This window comes from Glutamicibacter sp. V16R2B1 (assembly GCF_005774635.1).
Lineage (GTDB): Bacteria > Actinomycetota > Actinomycetes > Actinomycetales > Micrococcaceae > Glutamicibacter > Glutamicibacter creatinolyticus.
This window is the reverse complement of record NZ_VATX01000005.1, coordinates 304,652-322,886: the sequence shown is the minus strand read 5'-3', so window position 1 is coordinate 322,886 and position 18,235 is coordinate 304,652. Positions and strand designations below refer to the sequence as shown.

Annotated in this window: 18 protein-coding genes; 9 read left to right on the top strand and 9 right to left on the bottom strand. The window is 59.8% G+C overall.

The annotated features are described in order from the left end of the window. Positions 1–26: 26 nt before the first annotated feature. Complete coding sequence (locus FDN03_RS03780; protein ID WP_138174203.1) at positions 27–1,259, top strand: FAD-dependent oxidoreductase; 1,233 nt, start codon at positions 27–29, stop codon at positions 1,257–1,259. A gap of 49 nt (positions 1,260–1,308) precedes the next feature. Here FDN03_RS03780 and FDN03_RS03775 read toward each other — a convergent pair whose 3' ends face one another. Both FDN03_RS03775 and FDN03_RS03770 read right to left on the bottom strand, forming a co-directional pair. Then, the gene (locus FDN03_RS03775) at positions 1,309–1,512 is read right to left on the bottom strand and encodes a cold-shock protein (RefSeq protein ID WP_138174202.1); all 204 of its coding nucleotides are present in this window, start codon (positions 1,510–1,512) and stop codon (positions 1,309–1,311) included. A gap of 659 nt (positions 1,513–2,171) precedes the next feature. Then, positions 2,172–3,116 carry an NAD(P)/FAD-dependent oxidoreductase gene (locus FDN03_RS03770; protein WP_138174200.1) on the bottom strand — a complete coding sequence of 315 codons (945 nt, stop codon included), beginning with the start codon at positions 3,114–3,116 and terminating at the stop codon, positions 2,172–2,174. 81 nt (positions 3,117–3,197) lie between these two features. Between FDN03_RS03770 and FDN03_RS03765 the strand changes: the two genes are divergently transcribed. Beyond that, a complete protein-coding gene (locus FDN03_RS03765) occupies positions 3,198–3,776 on the top strand; it encodes an XRE family transcriptional regulator (RefSeq protein ID WP_138174198.1) in 579 nt (192 codons plus the stop codon). Positions 3,777–3,841: 65 nt separating this feature from the next. Then, the gene (locus FDN03_RS03760; protein ID WP_138174196.1) at positions 3,842–4,660 is read left to right on the top strand and encodes a thioesterase family protein; all 819 of its coding nucleotides are present in this window, start codon (positions 3,842–3,844) and stop codon (positions 4,658–4,660) included. Here FDN03_RS03760 and FDN03_RS03755 read toward each other — a convergent pair. Continuing rightward, positions 4,657–5,280: a uridine kinase gene (locus FDN03_RS03755; protein ID WP_138174194.1), complete on the bottom strand. Its 624-nt coding sequence runs from the start codon at positions 5,278–5,280 to the stop codon at positions 4,657–4,659. The genes FDN03_RS03760 and FDN03_RS03755 overlap by 4 nt on opposite strands. Before the next feature lie 102 nt (positions 5,281–5,382). On the opposite strand from FDN03_RS03755, the gene FDN03_RS03750 reads away from it, so the two are divergent. Beyond that, a complete protein-coding gene (locus FDN03_RS03750) occupies positions 5,383–6,138 on the top strand; it encodes a lipoate--protein ligase family protein (protein ID WP_246049462.1) in 756 nt (251 codons plus the stop codon). Between the two features lie 110 nt (positions 6,139–6,248). Here the strand turns inward: FDN03_RS03750 and FDN03_RS03745 are convergent, their stop codons facing one another. After that, positions 6,249–6,521, bottom strand: coding sequence for a mycoredoxin (locus FDN03_RS03745; protein WP_138174192.1), 273 nt, complete (start codon positions 6,519–6,521; stop codon positions 6,249–6,251). A gap of 754 nt (positions 6,522–7,275) precedes the next feature. Continuing rightward, on the bottom strand, positions 7,276–7,779 hold the full coding sequence (locus FDN03_RS03740; RefSeq protein WP_138174190.1) for a hypothetical protein: 504 nt from the start codon (positions 7,777–7,779) through the stop codon (positions 7,276–7,278). 1,510 nt (positions 7,780–9,289) lie between these two features. Between FDN03_RS03740 and FDN03_RS03730 the strand changes: the two genes are divergently transcribed. Then, on the top strand, positions 9,290–10,021 hold the full coding sequence (locus FDN03_RS03730) for an SOS response-associated peptidase (protein WP_138174186.1): 732 nt from the start codon (positions 9,290–9,292) through the stop codon (positions 10,019–10,021). Positions 10,022–10,061: 40 nt separating this feature from the next. Here FDN03_RS03730 and FDN03_RS03725 read toward each other — a convergent pair whose 3' ends face one another. From FDN03_RS03725 to FDN03_RS03710, 4 genes are all read right to left on the bottom strand, one after another. Continuing rightward, positions 10,062–10,337, bottom strand: coding sequence for a hypothetical protein (locus tag FDN03_RS03725; RefSeq protein WP_138174184.1), 276 nt, complete (start codon positions 10,335–10,337; stop codon positions 10,062–10,064). A 151-nt stretch (positions 10,338–10,488) separates the two neighbouring features. Then, positions 10,489–11,118, bottom strand: coding sequence for an MBL fold metallo-hydrolase (locus tag FDN03_RS03720; RefSeq protein WP_138174182.1), 630 nt, complete (start codon positions 11,116–11,118; stop codon positions 10,489–10,491). Beyond that, positions 11,118–12,203, bottom strand: coding sequence for an S-(hydroxymethyl)mycothiol dehydrogenase (locus FDN03_RS03715; RefSeq protein WP_138174180.1), 1,086 nt, complete (start codon positions 12,201–12,203; stop codon positions 11,118–11,120). The genes FDN03_RS03720 and FDN03_RS03715 overlap by 1 nt, the downstream gene beginning before the upstream one ends. Positions 12,204–12,382: 179 nt before the next feature. After that, positions 12,383–12,823, bottom strand: a complete 441-nt coding sequence (locus FDN03_RS03710; RefSeq protein ID WP_138174178.1) for a hypothetical protein — start codon at positions 12,821–12,823, stop codon at positions 12,383–12,385. A gap of 329 nt (positions 12,824–13,152) precedes the next feature. Between FDN03_RS03710 and FDN03_RS03705 the strand changes: the two genes are divergently transcribed. From FDN03_RS03705 to FDN03_RS03690, 4 genes are all read left to right on the top strand, one after another. Next, entirely contained in the window at positions 13,153–14,919 is a 1,767-nt protein-coding gene (locus tag FDN03_RS03705) for an FAD-dependent oxidoreductase (protein WP_138174176.1), read from the top strand. A gap of 27 nt (positions 14,920–14,946) precedes the next feature. Further along, the gene (locus FDN03_RS03700; protein ID WP_138174174.1) at positions 14,947–15,840 is read left to right on the top strand and encodes a LysR family transcriptional regulator; all 894 of its coding nucleotides are present in this window, start codon (positions 14,947–14,949) and stop codon (positions 15,838–15,840) included. Between the two features lie 107 nt (positions 15,841–15,947). Beyond that, a complete protein-coding gene (locus FDN03_RS03695) occupies positions 15,948–17,309 on the top strand; it encodes an MFS transporter (RefSeq protein WP_212743859.1) in 1,362 nt (453 codons plus the stop codon). After that, a complete protein-coding gene (locus FDN03_RS03690) occupies positions 17,309–18,205 on the top strand; it encodes a shikimate dehydrogenase (RefSeq protein ID WP_138174172.1) in 897 nt (298 codons plus the stop codon). Before FDN03_RS03695 ends, FDN03_RS03690 begins: the two co-directional genes overlap by 1 nt. Positions 18,206–18,235 lie beyond the last annotated feature (30 nt).

Below are 18,235 nucleotides of genomic sequence, written 5' to 3'. Positions count from 1 at the left end.
ACAGGCTGCGAGGCGAGGGAGTGGTTATGGCAGAAAATCCCGACTGCATCATTGTCGGTGGCGGTCCGGCGGGAATGGTTGCCGGACTCCTGCTGGCGCGTTGCGGAGTGAAGGTCGTCGTTTTGGAGAAGCACGGTGATTTCCTGCGCGACTTCCGGGGGGACACGATTCATCCCTCGACCCTGGAACTTCTGGATCAGCTGGGTCTGATGGGCGAATTCGAGAAGATTCCCTATTCGAAGGTCCTTGGTGCCAGCATCCCGGATCGCCGGGGGCACGACGTCAGGGTGGTTGACCTTGCCGGGCTGAAGCATCCCTACCCATTTATCGCCATGGCGCCGCAGTGGGATTTTTTGAGCCTGTTGGCCCGTGCGGGGGAGCAGGAGGAGAACTTCGAGCTGCGTATGAATTGCGAAGTGACCGACGTGGTGATTGAATCCGGCCAAGTTGTCGGAGTCCAGTACCGCAGCGAGACCGGGGAGGGGCAGCTCAGGGCGCTGCTCACGATCGCCGCGGATGGACGCTGGTCTATCGTGCGCCGTCAAGCGGGACTGTCTTTAAGGGAATATCGAGTACCGGTCGATGTCTGGTGGTTCCGCATCAAGGGGTCAATGCAGGCCAGCAACACGCTGTTGCCAGTGTTCTCACCCAATCGCGTCTTCGTGCTCATACCCCGGGGAAACTATGTCCAAACGGCGATGCTGCTCAAAAAGGGGGATGACACCAAGCTGCGGCGTCAAGGCATTGAGGAGTTCCGTCGTCAGGTCACTGCGGCCGTTCCAGACCTGGAATCCGCAGTCCAGGACCTGGAACTTGAAGATCTGAAGCTGTTGGAGGTGCTGCTGAACCGGGCCAATAAATGGTGGAGGCGCGGATTATTGTGCATCGGGGATTCAGCTCATGCGATGAGTCCGGTTGGAGGCGTGGGGGTGAACTTGGCAGTGCAGGATGCGGTATGCGCCGCACGGCGGCTTGCTGTTCCGCTGGCAACGGGCCGGATTACCGATCGCGACGTGGCTGCAGTTCAGCGCCGACGAGAACTGCCGACGATGGTGGTGCAGTCGGTTCAGCGTATTCTGCACCGGGGCCTGGTACAGATCCTGGACAGTGACTCCGAGGTCGAACTGCCAAGCGCCATAGGATGGGTGCTGCGCAGAATTCCACAGTTGGCGAGGATTCCGGCGCGTCTGATCGGCGTTGGTCTGTTGCGCGAAAAACCGCCGGAGCCTGCGCTCGTTTCAGGACGACAGCAGACTTAAATGAGTGTGGGAGCCAGGATGAACTCCTGGCTCCCACACGGCTCAAGCTTTAGCGAGCCTGAATGTTGGTTGCCTGCAGGCCCTTCGGGCCCTGCTCAACGCTGTACTCTACGGTCTGGCCTTCTTCCAGAGCGCGGAAACCGAAGCTCTGGATTGCGCTGTAGTGGGCGAAGACGTCGGCGGAGCCGTCAGCCGGAGCGATGAAGCCGAAGCCCTTTTCGGCGTTGAACCATTTCACAGTGCCAGTGGCCATGTTGTTTCCTTAGGTGTTTTGGCCACCAACGTGGCCGATGAAACCGTGCCGCGACCGCGACACGAAACTTGGGGATTATCCCTGGACTCGACCCCGGCAGATAGTGCATAGGGCACCAACATCGGTAATCGATTGCTGATCTTTGGACGAAGCAATGACCGCAGGGGAGCGCGTTTGAAAGCGAGGTTGCCGAATCTGATCTGGGTTCTGAAGTAGTCTGCCACCACGAAGTGAGAGGGTGCGGGCTGCGCGGAAATACCCTTGTTCAGGGAACTAGCAGGAGGTGGCCCGAAAGACAGTGGTGAAAAAGAGATTAAAGATTCGATTCAATTAAGGGTCCGAACATGTGTGGAACACGTTGGACTGAACTGCTGCTGTACCTGACCCGCGGTGTGCCCCGGGCCGAGTCGCATGTGCTTCGAAGCTGTCGAACAGTCTCGATGCACGGGATAACCATCCAAGCTTAGCAGTAATTTCTTCACAGATGTTATTCCGCAGTCCTCAAGGACCTTTCTTTGCGCGTTGTCAGCAGCGAACCCCCAAGCCAGCGCCTTACGCGACGCAGGCTGTGAAGTGCCTGACTGTAGCTGGAGAAGGGGATCCGCTGGCCTTCGCCCGCTGTTCGTCGCCCGGCGAACAGCGGGTGAGGCTCAACATGCTCAACCTGAGAGCTGGCCGCGCTCAATGAGTGCCTTTTCCGCGGCCTCCTGGATGAACGCAAAATTGATTGCGGCGCCCGCACTGACTCCGGCGGCGGCTGAAGCCAGGATCATGGCGCCCAGGTTGGCAACATTGCCTGCGGCATAAACGCCGGGAATATCAGTGGCGCCCATCTGGTCGGTGGCAATGTATTCGCCCATTGGATTCTGGGCCAAATGGCCGCCCAGCCTCAAGTAGAGTTCCGCATTTGCGTGCATACTGCTGGCCACCACCGCCGCATCTACGTCAAGAACCATCCCGTTGGACAACGTAATCCCATGCAGCGCGCCATCATCGTGGACGTCCAATGCCTGGACCGCCGAATCGACGACCTCAATGCCCAAGGCTTCCAGCGTGGTCCGCTGATCTTCAGCGAGTGTCGAGGGATCATGATTCAAGTAAGTGACGTGCTTGCTGAGCTGGGAGAAGAGCTGGGCCTGATGTGAGCTCATCACGCTGACACCCAGTATCGCGATCCGTTGTCCGCGCACTTCCCAGCCATGGCAGTACGGGCAATGCAGTACGCTCCTTCCCCAGCCCTGCCCAAGTCCCGGGATTTTTGGCAGAGTGTCCCGTAGCCCGGTGGCAAGGACGATGCGGCGGGCGCCAAAGTGTTCGGACTCGGTGCGTACCGTAAATCCCTGGTTCAGGGATCCTTCCAGGCCCGTGACCGCTAAGCCGCTCAGTTTCACTCCATAATTGATCGCTTGGTCTCGCGCCAGCTGCAGCACCTGCTGCGGTGAAGCGCCGTCGTGTCCGAGGATGTTGTGTGCTGCTGCCGATGTTGCATTGCGCGGTTCACCGGCGTCACAGACGAGCACCGAGCGTAGTGAGCGGGCCAGGGTTGAAGCGGCGGCCAAGCCGGCGGCTCCGCCGCCGATCACCACTACATCGAAATGTTCCATGGTTTGATCCGTTCTATAGGTGGGGGAGCGGGACAATGCCACGCTAACCATTTTTTGCTCTCATCGGATATAGTTTTGCCTATGACGCAAGAAATGGATGTGGATTCTGTCGTCAGGCTTCGGATTCGGGGACTCCGCAAAGCCAAGGGGTGGTCCCTGGAGTCCTTGGCGACCCGGGCACAAATGAGCGTCTCGACCCTCAGCCGCCTGGAGACCGGCAATCGCCGCATGGCCCTTGATCAGTTGGTGCCGCTTGCCCAGGCCCTGGACACCACCCTTGATGAATTGGTGGCGCCCCCGGCGGAGCAGGACGCGCTCATTCGCCCCGAACCGGTCAGTGTTCCGGGCCTGACAACCTGGCGCTTGTCCGAACCCGACGGCCTGCACGGGTCCATGGTCGTCAAGATGCGCATCGACCCGCGAGAAGGCGGCAGTGAACCCGAACCACGCGTTCACCCGGGCAAGGACTGGTTCACGGTGCTGCGCGGCGAAGTGAAGCTGCGACTCGGCGAGCGCGTTTACCACGTCAAGGCGGGACAGGCCGCCCAGTTCGACACGATGACGCCGCATTCGTTTTGGGCGGTGGGCGGGGTGGCCGAGCTGCTGAGCATTCTTGACACCACTGGGCAGCAAATTCACTGCTCACATGGTGATGCCTAGCGCCGAAGCCGGTTCGGGTAGGGTGAGTTGCAGCACGTATCGGAACATTTCAATGAGGTAATGCGATGACTCATCAGGTCGGCGAAGAGCTCGAACAAATCCTGGCTACCGGTGACTTCTACTACGAACCGCTGGGGGAGGGGCGATACCGCTCTACGATTCATGCCCAGGGCGCCTGGAATGAACATGAGCAGCATATGGCCCCGGCCACCGGTGTCCTGGTGCATGAAATGCTGAACTTCCAGCCCCGGGATGACATGCGACTGGCCCGGGTGAGCCTGGAGATCCACGGCCTGATCCACGCCGGTGAGTTCGAAATCAATACCCGCATGATTCGTCCTGGACGCACGATTGAGCTGATTGAAGCCGAGATGGTGACCAACGGGCGGACCAGCATCGTTGCCCGGGCCTGGCGCCTGGCTACCGGGGATTCCTCGGCAGTGGCCGGGAGCGAGGACGCGCGGGTGCCCGGCCCGCAGGAGTGCGAGCCCTACGACGCGGTATCCCAGTGGCCTGGCGGCTACATTCGTGGAGTTGAAATGCGTGCGGCGGCCGGGCACCGGCCGGGCAAGGGCATCGTCTGGCTGCGCAATCCGTTCAGCCTGGTGGACGGGGTCAGCTCCCCGGACATGGTGCGGCTGCTGGGAATGGTGGACACCGCCAACGGTGTGGCGCCACGATCCGAACCCGGCCCGAACAGCTGGATGTTCCCGAACGTGGACCTGCAGATCCACATGTACCGTGAACCGGTGGGCCAGTGGCTGGGGCTGCAGGCTCAGCAGAGCTACGGCGCCGACGGGATCGGGCTGACCTCCGCGGTCCTGCATGACGAGCAGGGCCCTTTCGGGCACAGCGAACAGATCCTCACGGTTCGCCCGCTTTAGCTGCGTGAGGGGTCCTGCGCCAGGTCGGCTAGCAGCTGCTTGATCGTGGGCTTGGGCAGCAGGGTGAATCCCTGGGCCCGGTAGGCCTCACGGTTGGCGCTGTGGGAGCGGTAAAGGGCGTAGCCGCGCTTGATGAGGAAACCCACCGGTTTTCGACGTTCGGAGACGTCGCGGACGAAGCGGCGCAGGGCGGTGACCAGGGCCGGCTCATCTACGTAGTAGGCCTGTACGTTTACCCCCATCTCCCGCAGCGGCTGCAGTAGTTCAGCCAGGAAGATCCCCTCGGCAACAATTGGTCCGGCCCCGGTGATCCGCAGGTACCCGCTGTAGCTGGAGGTGGCGATCGAATAGTCCGGCACGTTCGTTGACCCGGTTTCCAGCAGCTCGCCGATCGCCTCCAGTGCCGCTGCGCGGTTCCAGGTTCCCGGATGGTCCCAGTCGATTTCGCCGTACTGGGTGCGGGGGAAGATTTCCGGTTGGCCGTCTTCGCTGATCTGGCGGTAGAAGGAATCCAGGGGCAGGTGCGGCCTGCCGTAGCGGGAAGCCAGATAGGACTTGCCCGAGCCGGAGGCTCCGCCAATAAGTATCACCGGGGTTGTTGAAAGAGGCACGCTGACCATTATCGCGCAGAACCGTACCGACCGGTAAACGATGCGGTCCTGGTCGGGGCATTCCTTGTCACCTCCGGATCGGTAGTGCGGGCTGGCAGTAGAATCGACATCATGGGTTTAGCTAGCGAAGGTCAGCCGGCACGGCTGCGTGTGCTCATCGAGGAACCGAGCGGGGATCCGGCTGCGGACCTGGAGCGCGGGGTGCAGCTGCTGCGTGAGGTGCGCGCCGGTCAGATGCCCGCACTGCTGCGCATCTACCGTCCCGATCCGACCCTGGCCTTCGGGCAGCGTGATGTCCGGCTCGAGGGCTATCAGGCGGCCGTGGAAGCGGCGCAACGTCATGGGTTCACGCCCGTGGTGCGCCAGGCCGGTGGGCGGGCGGCGGCCTACCACCGCGGCACGCTGATTGTGGATCACATTGAGGCCGAAGCCGAGGCAATGATGGGACACCAGGCCCGGTTCACCGATTTCGGGGAACTGTATGCCAGGGCGCTGCAGCGGCTGGGAGTCCAGGCGCGAATGGGGGAACTGGCTGGCGAATACTGTGCCGGAGAGCACTCCGTGCACGGGGTGCCCGGCCCAGGCGCACGAGTCGACGCCCCGGTGAAACTCATCGGAACGGCCCAACGGGTGGTGGCCGGGGCGTGGCTTTTTTCATCGGTCTTCGTCATCAGCGAATCGGCTCCCATCCGTGCCGTGCTCGACGAGGTCTACCAGCGGATGCAGATCCCCATGGATCCATCGACCATTGGGGCGGCTGATGACCTGGTTCCCGGGCTCAGTGTCGAGGACTTCACCCGAGCTCTACTAAAGGAGTACTCCACCAGATACCAGTTGGACCAGGTGGGGGAGAAGACACTTAGTTAGCAACGCCGACCCGGGGTCAGCCAGCTACGGTCGGATAACGCAATGCCCAGCAGGCCGCGGTGCGGGCTGCTGGGCATTGCGCTAAGTTCTCTGATCAATCACCGACGCCGTTAGGCGCGTTCCAGGACCTCTTCGATGCGCGGATTGGTGGCTGCGCTGCCGTCGGAGAACACCAGGGTCGGCACGGTCTGGTTGCCGCCATTGAAGGACTCGACGATCTGGGCGGTGCCTTCCACCTCTTCGATGTTCACCTCGGTGTACTTCACACCCTTCTGGTCCATCATGCGCTTGAGGTTGCGGCAGTAACCGCACCAGCTGGTGGTGAACATGGTTACCGACCCGGATTCCGGGATGTACTGGTCATAATTTACTGGGTTGCTCATACCTCATTGAACCATTTTGCTGGCAGACTTGTTCCCATGTGCGGAAGATACGTCAAAAAATGGTGGAGAACAGAACTTCCGCATAATCATGCGGGAAAACGCTTAGTGTCATGACTGGAAATGACTAATAATGACTAGGTATGGCTACACTATGGCCACACCTGCAATAGGGGAAAAATGGCTAGAGGTAAAGGTAAAGGTAAAGGTGAAGGCGGCCTATATTAGGACGGTCGAGGATTCTGGACGGCTACAGTAGAACTCCCGCCTGGGCTGGACGGAAAACGCAGACGCAAAGAAGTCCGTTGCAAAAACAAAACGCGGGCACGACAAGAACTGCAAGAATGGAAAGGCACCGTAGCCAAATACGGTGACGTTGCCAGCTCCAGCATGACAGTCGAAAAGTGGCTCACCTAGTGGCTCGAAAAGATCGTGCCGCGCATTGTAGCCCCAAACACCTATAGCGGGCAAGTGAACCACGTGAAGTCGTACCTCATACCGTTACTAGGTCTAGTCTTCAGTGAGGTTGGGTACGCGGCTGGCCTGTCATGGCAGCTGCAAGGCTTCAACAAGGTGGCCATCGAAGCGGCACGGGACGATTACGAACTCCGCTCCGTCAGAGGGAACCTATATCTGTCATGCCCCAAATCAACATCCAGCCCTGCTTGGCAGGAGTACCTGAACAAGCGCCGCTAGAAAACCGGAATCGCCCCGCATAATCTTTAGGTCATGCGGGACGATTTTCGCGCTTAAGTAGCTAGCAACTTGAAGGCGTTCCGAAGTTCATCCCGTCGCGGCCTGTAGCGCCGACTAGCCCCTTTGTTCCAGAGTAAGTAACAACTTTTTTCATCTCGGGGGTTTCATGCCCTGCCGTGCTCATGACGGTAACCGCTAGTTCATCCAGATCACACTGATTCCAGTTCTTGCCGGAAACAGTCACCGACATAACACCCTTGGATTCCTGCCCCCATTCGGTGATGTAGTGATGCGGAATTTCTTTGCTGAAGTCTGAGAACTTCGATTTGCTATTGCCGTTCAAGAACAGATTGATCATCTTGTCAGCCCATGCTTTGCCATCGTTAGGGGTGGCAGTCTTTTTTGCGCTAGCCTCAAACGATTCATCAGGCGATGCCGACGTTGTATCGGACGCGCTGATCGTAGCGGTGGGGCTTGGCGTAGACTCTGCCGACTCGTTCCCTGCCGTGCATCCGGCGAGTGCGAGAGCGGCCACCAGCGTGCCCACAGTAACGAGTTTCTTCACAGGTTCCTCCAAGTGGGTTTGCGGCCAGTGTATGGGGCGCGGTGGACGGTTCGCGAGTTGGTCAGTCTTCGCGATCGGTCTTGCGGGGTCTGCCGCCGTGGCCTGGTCGGGTGGCGTTCCAAGCGTCGATGGTTTCGGGGAGCCACCCGCGAACTGCGCGGGGGCCGTCGCCGGTCACCGCGTCCGGTTCAGGCAACCGTCCATCGTCCGCATACTTCTTCGCTGACGTGGGTGAGATGCCGAGCCGGCTCGCGATGCCCGCGATGGTCAAGTAACGGATAGTCACTTTCGGGGTTTCCTAACCGCCGTAACGATGGCCGCGTTACCGAAAGCGAGAGCGCCAACTCCGAACAGCAGCCGGGCGAGTGGCGGCAGTCGAACGAGCACGCTTACGAGGGCGATAATCACGGTTACGGCTACTAGCGTTTTCAATTTCATGATGGTGTGCAATAGTAGGAGGGAGGCTAGCCTTCAGCCCTTGCCGGGGCTGAGAGTCGGTTCAAGCTTGTCTCTTTCGGACTGCTTGAATGCGGCTATGAGTGCCGCGATTCCTACTAATAGAGTTCCTATCCCCGTTAGCAGCTTTCCGAAGTCTCCCATAGTTGCTACCTTCTTTCTTTGTTTGCCTTACATGAATATTACATACGCTAAGATTCCAGATATAAGAACTTAGCGGGTATATTTATGGGCGAAAGTGCAGGAGCAACAAAACCGCCTCACCTCATGAAAGGGTGAGGCGGTTCTTTGCGTTAACAGGCCGAGCTTGACGCGCTCAGGCTGGAATCTTCCGTCTGAACCGTTACCCGATCGATTCCCTCTTTGCATCCATAGGCGGACATCACGGAATCCGCGTAAGATGGCAGTTCTGTTTTGCTCCAATCACCATCGGCAACAGAGATCCTAATCCTGTTTGTCCCGTCCGACTCCCATGTGATTGTGGCGCGTTGCGGTGTACCTTTAGCCCACCCTTCAAAGCTATTGGCACCGTTATTATCGAGGTACCCATTCTGCGCCCTAATCTCCGGCGGCAAGACTTGCACGCCATCCGAATCAGTGGGGTAGGCTACCGGACTTTTTGACGGACTCGCACTTGTCGAGCTGGAAGCATTTGGAGTAGGCGTTGCCTTTGGGGCGCTGGACGTCGCTGTGACCCTTGGTGCAGGGTCTGCTGACTGATTGCCCGCGGAGCAGCCCGCGAGCGCGAGAGAAGCCAGCACAGCGGTGGCTGTGGTGATGATTGATTTCTTCATGGTGGCTCCGGTGGTGCAAGTGATTGTATTTGAGTCTAGGGCCCCCCCAAAGACGGACGCGAATTGCTCCTAGTTCGCTACTTGATGGTGTCGCGCTAGGGTAGTCACAGTTACAGCTGGGCGCAGTCGGTCACCAATAGGCAAGCGGCTACACCAGTGGCTACACTAGCGACTGCTGACTTCGTGCGGGCAGGCATCGACTTAGCCGATATTCTGGGGCTGTAGAACCTTTTAGGACGGCACGAAGAAGGGAAGTTCCCATGTGCGGAAGATACGTCATGGCCAAGGCCATCGGGGATCTGGTGGCCGAAGCGGAAGCCGAAGCGGATGCGAACCTGGAATTGCGCCAGTCCTGGAATGTTGCGCCGACCACCGATGTGCCGATCGTCCTGGAGCGGCTGATCGACGGGCAGTTGCATCGACAAGTCCACGTGGCCCGGTGGGGCCTGGTTCCCGGCTGGGCCAAGGACCTGTCGGTCGGGGTGCGGGCCTTCAACGCCCGCAGCGAGACCGCCGAAAGCAAACCGACCTTTCGGGCCGCGGTGAAGAAACGCCGGGCCGCGGTGCCCGTGGAAGGCTACTACGAGTGGAAGAAGGAGCCCGGGGGCAAGAAACGACCGTACTTCGTGCACACCGGGGACGGAAGCCTGATCTTCTTTGCCGGCCTGTATGAGTGGTGGAAGGACGAGGACGGCAGCTGGATCCTGTCCACCTCCATCCTCACCATGGAATCGCCCGAGGAATCGGAGCCCGGGGTGCTGGGGGAACTGGCTGGCCTGCACGACCGCCTGCCGATTCCCATGGACAAGGACATGATGGCCCGGTGGCTGGCCCCCATGGACGAGGACGGGGCGGGGCTGATTGAGCAGCTGCGCGAGCAGGCCTTCGACGTTGCCTCCCAGTGGGCCATGCATGAGGTGGACTCCGCCGTGGGCAACGTCCGCAACAACTCACCGGAACTGGTCGAACCCAATACCTCCCAGCTGTTCTAGCCCATTCCGGCCCGGCGGGCGCCCGAGGCAGCGGCCGTGGCTAGCGCCGGCGCCGGCCCAGCCGGATGCCCAGCCCCAGGAAGAATGTCGCCACCCCGGCAAAGAGCAGCACCATGGCGGCCACCGCCATCGGCGTGGGGCCGGGAAAATACGTGGTCTCACTCAGCGGCGCGTAGGCGAACCAGCCGAATTCGCGCAGCTGGCGGGCATCCCACCACTTCATGACCAGCCCGGCGATCAGGCACAGGACTCCGCTCAGCATCAGGATGGCGGCCCCGCGAGGCCGCGGTTTCGTACCGGGAAGGTTCGTTGACATATTGTCATTATGACCGGGTCCCGCGCACTTTCAGCGCCGGGCGCGCGGGCCGGACCCACTGGGGAGTCACCAAAGCAAAAACCTGCCGTCGGGCGATGGCGGGTCAGCCATGGCGCGACGGCAGGTTTAGCGCGGAAGGTTGCCCCAGGACCTAGTGGCCGCGGGCGATCCACTCATCCAGGTTCGGGGCCTCGGCCGCGATGCTGGTGCTCGGCCCGTGCCCGGTGTAGACCACGGTCTTCTCCGGCAGGTTCAGCAGGCGTTCGCGGATCGATTCGATGATCGTCTCGAAGCTGGAGTAGCTGCGCCCGGTGGCGCCAGGGCCCCCGCTGAACAGGGTGTCACCACTGAACACCACATCCAGCTCCGGCACGTGGAAGCACGTGGAGCCCGGCGAGTGCCCGGGGGTATGCATCGCATGCAGGGTGACCCCGGCGATGGAGAACTGGTCCCCGTCCTTGATCTCCGCGTCTGGCTTGCGCTCCGGGTAGACCGCGTCCCAGAGCATCGAGTCCTCCGGGTTCAGGTACAGCGGGGCGCCGACCTTGTCGGCGAACTCCCCGGCGGCGCGGATGTGGTCATCGTGGCCGTGGGTGAGCAGCACCGCCTTGACCTTGCGCTCGCCCAGGGCGGTGAGGATCTTCTCCGGCTCGTGGGCCGGGTCGATGACCAGCACCTCCTTGGCGTCGCCGATGATCCAGACGTTGTTGTCCACATCCCAGGTTCCGCCATCGAGGCTGAAGGTCCCCGAGGTGATCACGTTTTCAATCTGTGCGTTCATTAGAGTTCCACCACCGATCGCAGCACGGTTCCTTCGTGCATCTTGTCAAAGGCCGCCTCAATCTCGTCCAGCTTGATGCGTTCGGAGACAAAGGTGTCCAAGTCCAGGCGGCCGAGCTTGTACTGGTCCACCAGCATCGGGAAGTCCCGGCTGGGCAGACAGTCCCCGTACCAGGAGCTCTTCAGCGCCCCGCCGCGGCCGAACACGTCCAGCAGCGGCAGCTCCAGGGTCATCTCCGGGGTCGGCACGCCCACCAGCACCACGCGTCCGGCCAGATCGCGGGCGTAGAAGGCCTGCTTGTAGGTTTCGGGCCGGCCCACCGCGTCGATGACTACATCGGCGCCGAAGCCCCCGGTCAGTTCCTGGATCGCCTGCACGGCGTCCTGCTTGCTGGAGTCCACGGTGTGGGTGGCACCCAGCTTCTGAGCGGTCTTGAGCTTGTCCGGGTTGACGTCCACCGCGATGATGGTGGTCGCCCCGGCCAGCTGGGCGCCGGCGATGGCCGCGGCTCCCACCCCGCCGCAGCCGATCACGGCCACGGACTCACCGCGCTTGACCTCACCGGTGTTGATGGCCGCGCCAATGCCGGCCATGACCCCGCAGCCGAGCAGGCCCACCGCGGCGGCGTCGGCATCCTCGTCGACCTTGGTGCACTGCCCGGCAGCCACCAGGGTCTTCTCGGCGAACGAGCCGATGCCCAGCGCGGCGCTCAGCTCGGTGCCGTCCTCCAGGGTCATCTTCTGGGTGGCGTTGTGGGTGTTGAAGCAGTATTGCGGTTCGCCCTTTTCGCAGGCGCGGCACTGGCCGCACACCGCGCGCCAGTTCAGGATGACCCGGTCGCCAACCTTGACGTTGGTGACGTTCTGCCCGATCTGGGAAACCACCGCAGTGGATTCGTGACCCAGCAGGTACGGGTAATCGTCGCCAATCCCGCCCAACTTGTAGTGCAGGTCGGTGTGGCACACCCCGGTGGTCAGAACGTCGACGACGACTTCACCGGGCCCCGGATCCGGGACGATGATGTCCACGACCTCGACAGGGGCATCCTTGACGCGGGAAATAACGGCTTTAACCTTATGAGGCATGTGTTTTGGTCCCCTTAGATTGAAAAGTTGCAGGTCTTCTCGATGCTATCGGTCGCGCGCCCGGGTTTCTAGGATGTGTCCATTGCGCCCAGGTTTGCCGCGTCCCGGCGTGGGGTGCCGCGAGAGCTGCGGTGTGCTTGTCCGTTCAGGGCGTAAGAGTGTTACGACCGCGCGCAGGGTTAGGGCAATTGCTCGATCCAGCCGCGGATCCTTTGCAGTTCGCCCTGCTCCAGCAGCAGCGCAACCTGCATCCCGCTGCCGGTGGGCTGAAGCAGCGCCGCCTGGCCCTCGCCCAGGCCCGCTAGAGCAGCGGCGGCCGGGGAACCATTGCCCGCCGCCTTGGCGGTCGCCAGATAGAGTTCCGCCGGGCTGTTGTTCCAGGATTCGAGGATGGCGCTGCGTTCGGTGAAGAAGCTGCGCGCCTCATCCATGTGGAACCAGCCGGTGAGACTCTGGGTGCTCAGCTCCATGACGGTGATGGGGGTGCGTTTCCTCACCCCGCCCAGCTGCCCGGTGGCGCGCAGCGTGTAGCCGTCGCCGAGCAGGGGTTCACCCTGGGCCAGTTGCTGCTGCTGTTGCTCCTCAGCCGCGGTGCGGCTCTTGCGTCCAAATAATCCCATGGGGCCTTTCGAATGTTCTGCTCCAGGCGGCGAGCCCGCCGTGGTCTCAGAATGACTCTACAGTTCCTGTTTGCAGACCAGCATCTTGACGGCCAGGCGCAGATCTTCACGACGATGAAAGCGCAATCGCCCGGTCTTCCTGCCAGCAGGTGGCGTCAAGGGATCTCTGCGGGACGTCTGGCAACGGGGAGGGTAGGGAAGAGGCCAACTGCCACTATGTGTCTTTTCGGCATAATTAATGACTGGATTGATCGTGGACTCTACATTGTTGGGCGGCACATAATGAGGGCAGAACTCTTGAGGTGAAAAGGTCGATGCGAAGGAGCGTCATGAGTGAAGTGCAAATACAGCAGTGGGACCGAACGGTGGATCTGCTGGTCCTGGGCACGGGCGCGGCCGGGCTATCTGCCACCCTGACCGCCGCGAGTCGTGGGGCTCGTGTGCTGGCATTGGAGAAAACGGAATACCTTGGTGGCACTACTGCCTACTCCGCAGGTACGTGCTGGGTTCCCAACAACCGATTTCAGGTTGAGGACGGAAACGTCGATGACTACGAGCGTGCTGTCAGATATTTAGATGCTGTTGTCGGTGACAAGGCCGAGCGTTCGGGACGTTTGGCCTATCTTGACGCAGCACCTCGGATGCTGAACGAAATGCATGAGCTCGGTGTGAAGTTTCAGCGGTCACCGGCCGTAGTCGACTACCACTCAGAATTGCCGGAGACGGGACAAACTGGCCGCGCTTTGGAACCGGAGCCATTTGATGGGCGTCTGCTAAGCCGTAGCGATTTTGCCCGCGTCCGTCCACCGGTTCCTGAATTTGCGCTTATGGGCGGTACTCTCATGTTACGTCGACCTGAGGTTGCCCGTCTTCTAAAAGTCTTCTCCGGTACTGTTCTTGAGCGGCTATCAGCGTTGGGGCTCGCAGCGAAATTGGGCTTGCGCTGGGCTTGCGATCGACTGTCGTATCCGCGCGGCACGCGGTTAGTCATGGGTAACGGGTTGGTCGCCCGGCTCTTTCATGAATCTCAGCAACGAGGTGCACAATTCCTATTCGGTGCCGAGACGACGGACCTGATAACCGAGTGTGGCAAAGTCACCGGCGCGCTCGTGTCACATCAGGGCCGCATACTAAGAGTAAGGACTCGTAGCGGGGTTGTGCTTGCAGGAGGTGGCTTCTCGCAGAGCCCGCAGATGCGTCGCGAATTGATGCCAGAACCGACTCCGCAGTTTTCACGTGCTGCTGAGGGGGCAACGGGTGACACATTAACTCTGGCGGCAAACGCTGGTGCTGCCCTGGGTAATGACAATGGCGAGAATGCCTTGTGGTTCCCTAGCTCGATTGGGAGACGAAAAGACGGATCTCAAGCTGTATTTCCACACATCTGGGACCGGGCGCGTCCGGGCGTCATTGCGATTGATGGTCATGGTCGGCGCTTCGTTGATGAATCGTGCTCCTATCATCGGTTCGTTCGAGCAATGTTTGCGAAGCAGGATAGCGGTACGATTCCAGCCTGGCTGATTGTTGACTCCAGAACCTTGGCTAAATATGGATTGGGCATGATCACCATGCCGCATCTGCCGCGATTCGCCCTGCGTCCTTACATTGAAAACGGCTATTTGCAAGAAGGCGCAACTGTTGCGGAACTCGCTTCAAAGATCGGCGTGAGTCCAAAAGGACTGCAGGCGACCATTGAACGGTACAACGGCTTTGCCCGCTCTGGTGTTGATGAAGACTTTGGCAAAGGGAACTTGCTCTTTGGTCAAGTAGCAGGGGATCCATCTCATGGACCGAACCCCACTATCGGCCCAATAGAAAAATCGCCGTATTACGCGATTGCGGTAGTTCCCACTCCACTGGCCACAGCCTACGGCGTGAAGACAAATGAGCACGGCCAGGCCCTGACGGAATCGGGGGAGCCCCTGCCAGGATTGTATGCAGCGGGCAACGACGCCACTTCGGTCATGGCCTCGGAGTATCCCGGAGCGGGAGTCCAAGTGGCTTCGGGATTGACCTTCGGGTGGGCTGCTGCCCGTCATGCATTAAGGGAGACCGCCGCCATAAATTCTCCTGCCGGTACTCTGGGGGTGGAATAGCCGAACTAGGTAGGATCACTCATCAATATGGAAATCAGGTGGCTGGAAGCGTTCATAGCTGTGGCCGAGGAGCTGCATTTCGGAAATGCGGCAGTGAGGTTGCGCATGGCGCAATCCCCGCTGAGCCAAACCATCCGCAAATTGGAGCGCTCACTAGGAACAGAGCTGTTCATTCGCAGCACCCGCTCGGTGGAGCTGACTGCTGCCGGTCATGCTTTCCTGCCCCACGCACGCCAAATCCTAGCAGAGCTTGATGCTGCAGCACAGGCGGTTCGCGTACCGCAAGGCAAGGTCTATGGAAACCTGGTTATGGGGTTCACTGGGGTCTTGAATGGCGTGGCGCTTCCACAGCTCAGCGGAGCCTTGCGCAGAGTTTATCCCGATATCCAGCTCACGCTGGTGGGGCGCGTTATGACACAGGATGCGGTCCAACAACTTGATTCAGGAGCGCTCGACCTAGCCTTCGTTGGGTTACCAGTGGATTCAACACGTGTGAATTCCCGATTGTTGGTTCGCGAAGCCTTTGGAATGGTGGTTCCTGAGGACCATCCGCTGGCACAAGGAGGGGCGCGTCGACTGGCAGACTTCGCCCAGGAGCCCTTTATTACCCCACCGCTGGGCGCGGGTTCTGCCTTGCTGGATTCCACCATGCGAGCCTGCTCGGATGCGGGTTTTCATCCGATCATTTCCCAACAAATTACCGATCCCTATATGACCATGATGCTTGTAACTGCGGGAATGGGTGTGGCATTCCTTCCTGAGGGAATTGCTGCAGTACTGCCTCCCGGCACGAGTTTTGTTCATCTTGATGGCAAGCAATACTACATGAATCACGGTCTGGCTTGGTCAAAAAGGCCTGGTTCCAAAGCTCGTGAAGCTTTCTTGGAGTTGAGCCAAGAAGTATTGCCGACACCCGAGTAGATTATGTGCGAAATGCACATTGTCAAAGACTAATTAGGTCGTGGACATAATAAGTGTGGGGTATCACACTGGATGAAGTTCCTCCTTGAGGATAGAAAGGATCATCCATGAACCCCTCGACCACAACCCCAATGGTGCCCCGGGTCAAAGCGTCTCAACAGGCCCGGCGCGCTGCCATCTCAGGTTTTTTGGGAAGCACGCTGGAGTACTATGACTTTTTCATCTACGGTTCTGCCGCAGCGTTGGTTTTCTCCCATGTATTCTTCCCAGGCGACGGCGCCAACTCAGTGCTGCTGTCAATTTCCACTCTGGGAGTCGCTTATGTAGCCCGGCCCCTGGGCGCCGTGTTGTGGGGTCATTTGGGTGATCGCTTTGGACGGCGAAACACATTGATGGCGTGTCTGTTGTTGATGGGTGTCTCCACTTTCCTCATCGGGTGTCTGCCAAATTACGAGCAGGCAGGGGTGACAGCACCGATCCTGCTCGTAGTCCTGCGTCTCTTCCAGGGACTGTCGGCGGGCGGAGAATCACCTGGTGCCGCCTCCTTGTCCATGGAACATGCTCCCGAGCATCGTCGCTCCTTCTTTGCTAGCTTCACCATGAGTGGCATCATGTTCGGGATCGTGCTGGCTACCTTGGTCTTTATCCCGGTATCAGCGCTTCCCGACGATCAACTCATGAGCTGGGGGTGGCGCATTCCCTTCCTGGTGAGTGTGCTGCTGACCTTTGTCGCATTCTGGATTCGGCGTCGCCTGGAAGAGCCTGAGGCATTTCAAGAAGTTCAGGAAGCAGAAGAAGTGGTTAAAGTTCCCCTAGTGGAGCTGTTCCGGAACCACTGGGCTTCGGTCCTACGGGTGATGTTCTCTTCAACCTTTGCGATGATCAACACCATCGTCAATGTATTCGCGTTGGCCTACGCTGTAGAACATAACGGAATCGAAAGAGCCACGATGCTCGCCGCCATTGCCGTGGCCAACTTCGCCGCGGTGCTCACTCAACCGCTCTACGGTTTGTTAGCGGATAAGATCGGGCGCAAACCGGTCTTCATCGGCGGCGCGCTGGGAGCCGGCGCAATGATGTTCGCATTCTTCAACGCCATCAGCACTGGCAATGTCACCTTGATCTTCATCTGCTCGATCATCCTCATGGGTGGCCTGTACGCTGCGCCGAACGGTTCCTATATGGCTTCCTTCCCCGAACAGTTTCCCGCACGAGTGCGCTATTCGGGAATGGCGATCGGACTCATGCTTGGGCTCCTGGTCTCAGGGTTCACTCCGGCGATCGGCACCATGATGACCGCTGGCGATACTTCGAACTGGTTGCCGGTAGCAATCATGTGCGCCTCGTTCGCCACCATTTCGGCGCTCGCCTTCGCCACTGGGCCCGAAACCTATAAGATTCCGACGGCGCTACTGGGTTTGACCAAAGCTGAACGCGCGGCGATGGATCAGAAATTGGAGCAGAAGTAATGTTGACTTCCTCGAAGACCCAGAAAATCACGCGGCACCGCTTGGCCCTACTGGGCGAGCAGATCGGCAGTTCTTTTTCCCCCGCCGTTCATCAGGCTGAAGCCGCAGCCTTGAATCTGAATGACTTTTCGTATGAATGCTTAGATCTGGGTGACGTTGAGGACGTCAACCGGAAACTAGGCGAAATCATGCGTGACCTGCAAAACCAGGGGTACACGGGATTCAACGTCACTCAGCCCTATAAACAGATGATCATTCCGTTTCTCGATGAGCTCTCTCCGGTGGCTTCGGCCTTGGGCGCTGTCAACGTGGTCAGCATCAAAGAGGGACGACGGATTGGGCATAACACGGACCACACTGGGTTCCTGGGTGGACTGCGCCGCACATTGCCGGTTGATTCGGCACGTAGGCGTGTTGTGCAATTTGGTGCTGGCGGTGCCGGGGCAGCAGTTGCGCATGCCCTGTGCGACTACGGTGTTGAAAACCTCTTCATCATCGATCCGGACTATTCCAAGCTCAGCATGTTGCAGAAATTGCTGAAGGCAAATGCCCCACAAGCCAGCGTTCAGATAGGTGCTTCCTCCGAGGCAGAAAGCTGGGTTTCGGAGGCCGATGGAGTCGTGAATGCTACACCGGTGGGCATGGCACACCTGCCGGGGAGCGCGGTTAAGACCGCGCTGCTTCGCGCGGAGCAGTGGGTCGCTGAAGTGATTTACCGGCCTGTACAGACTGAACTGCTCAACGCTGCTCGTTCGTTGGGATGCCAAACCGTACCTGGAACAGCAATGTTCATTGAACAAGCTGCGCACACGTTCGAACTGCTCACCAACATCCGGCCCGACAGCGAGCGCATGCGTCGGCAGCTTGACGTGCTGTTGACGACGCAGGCCTTCTAGCTGCTGTTCGTAGAAAACAAAGGACGGGCG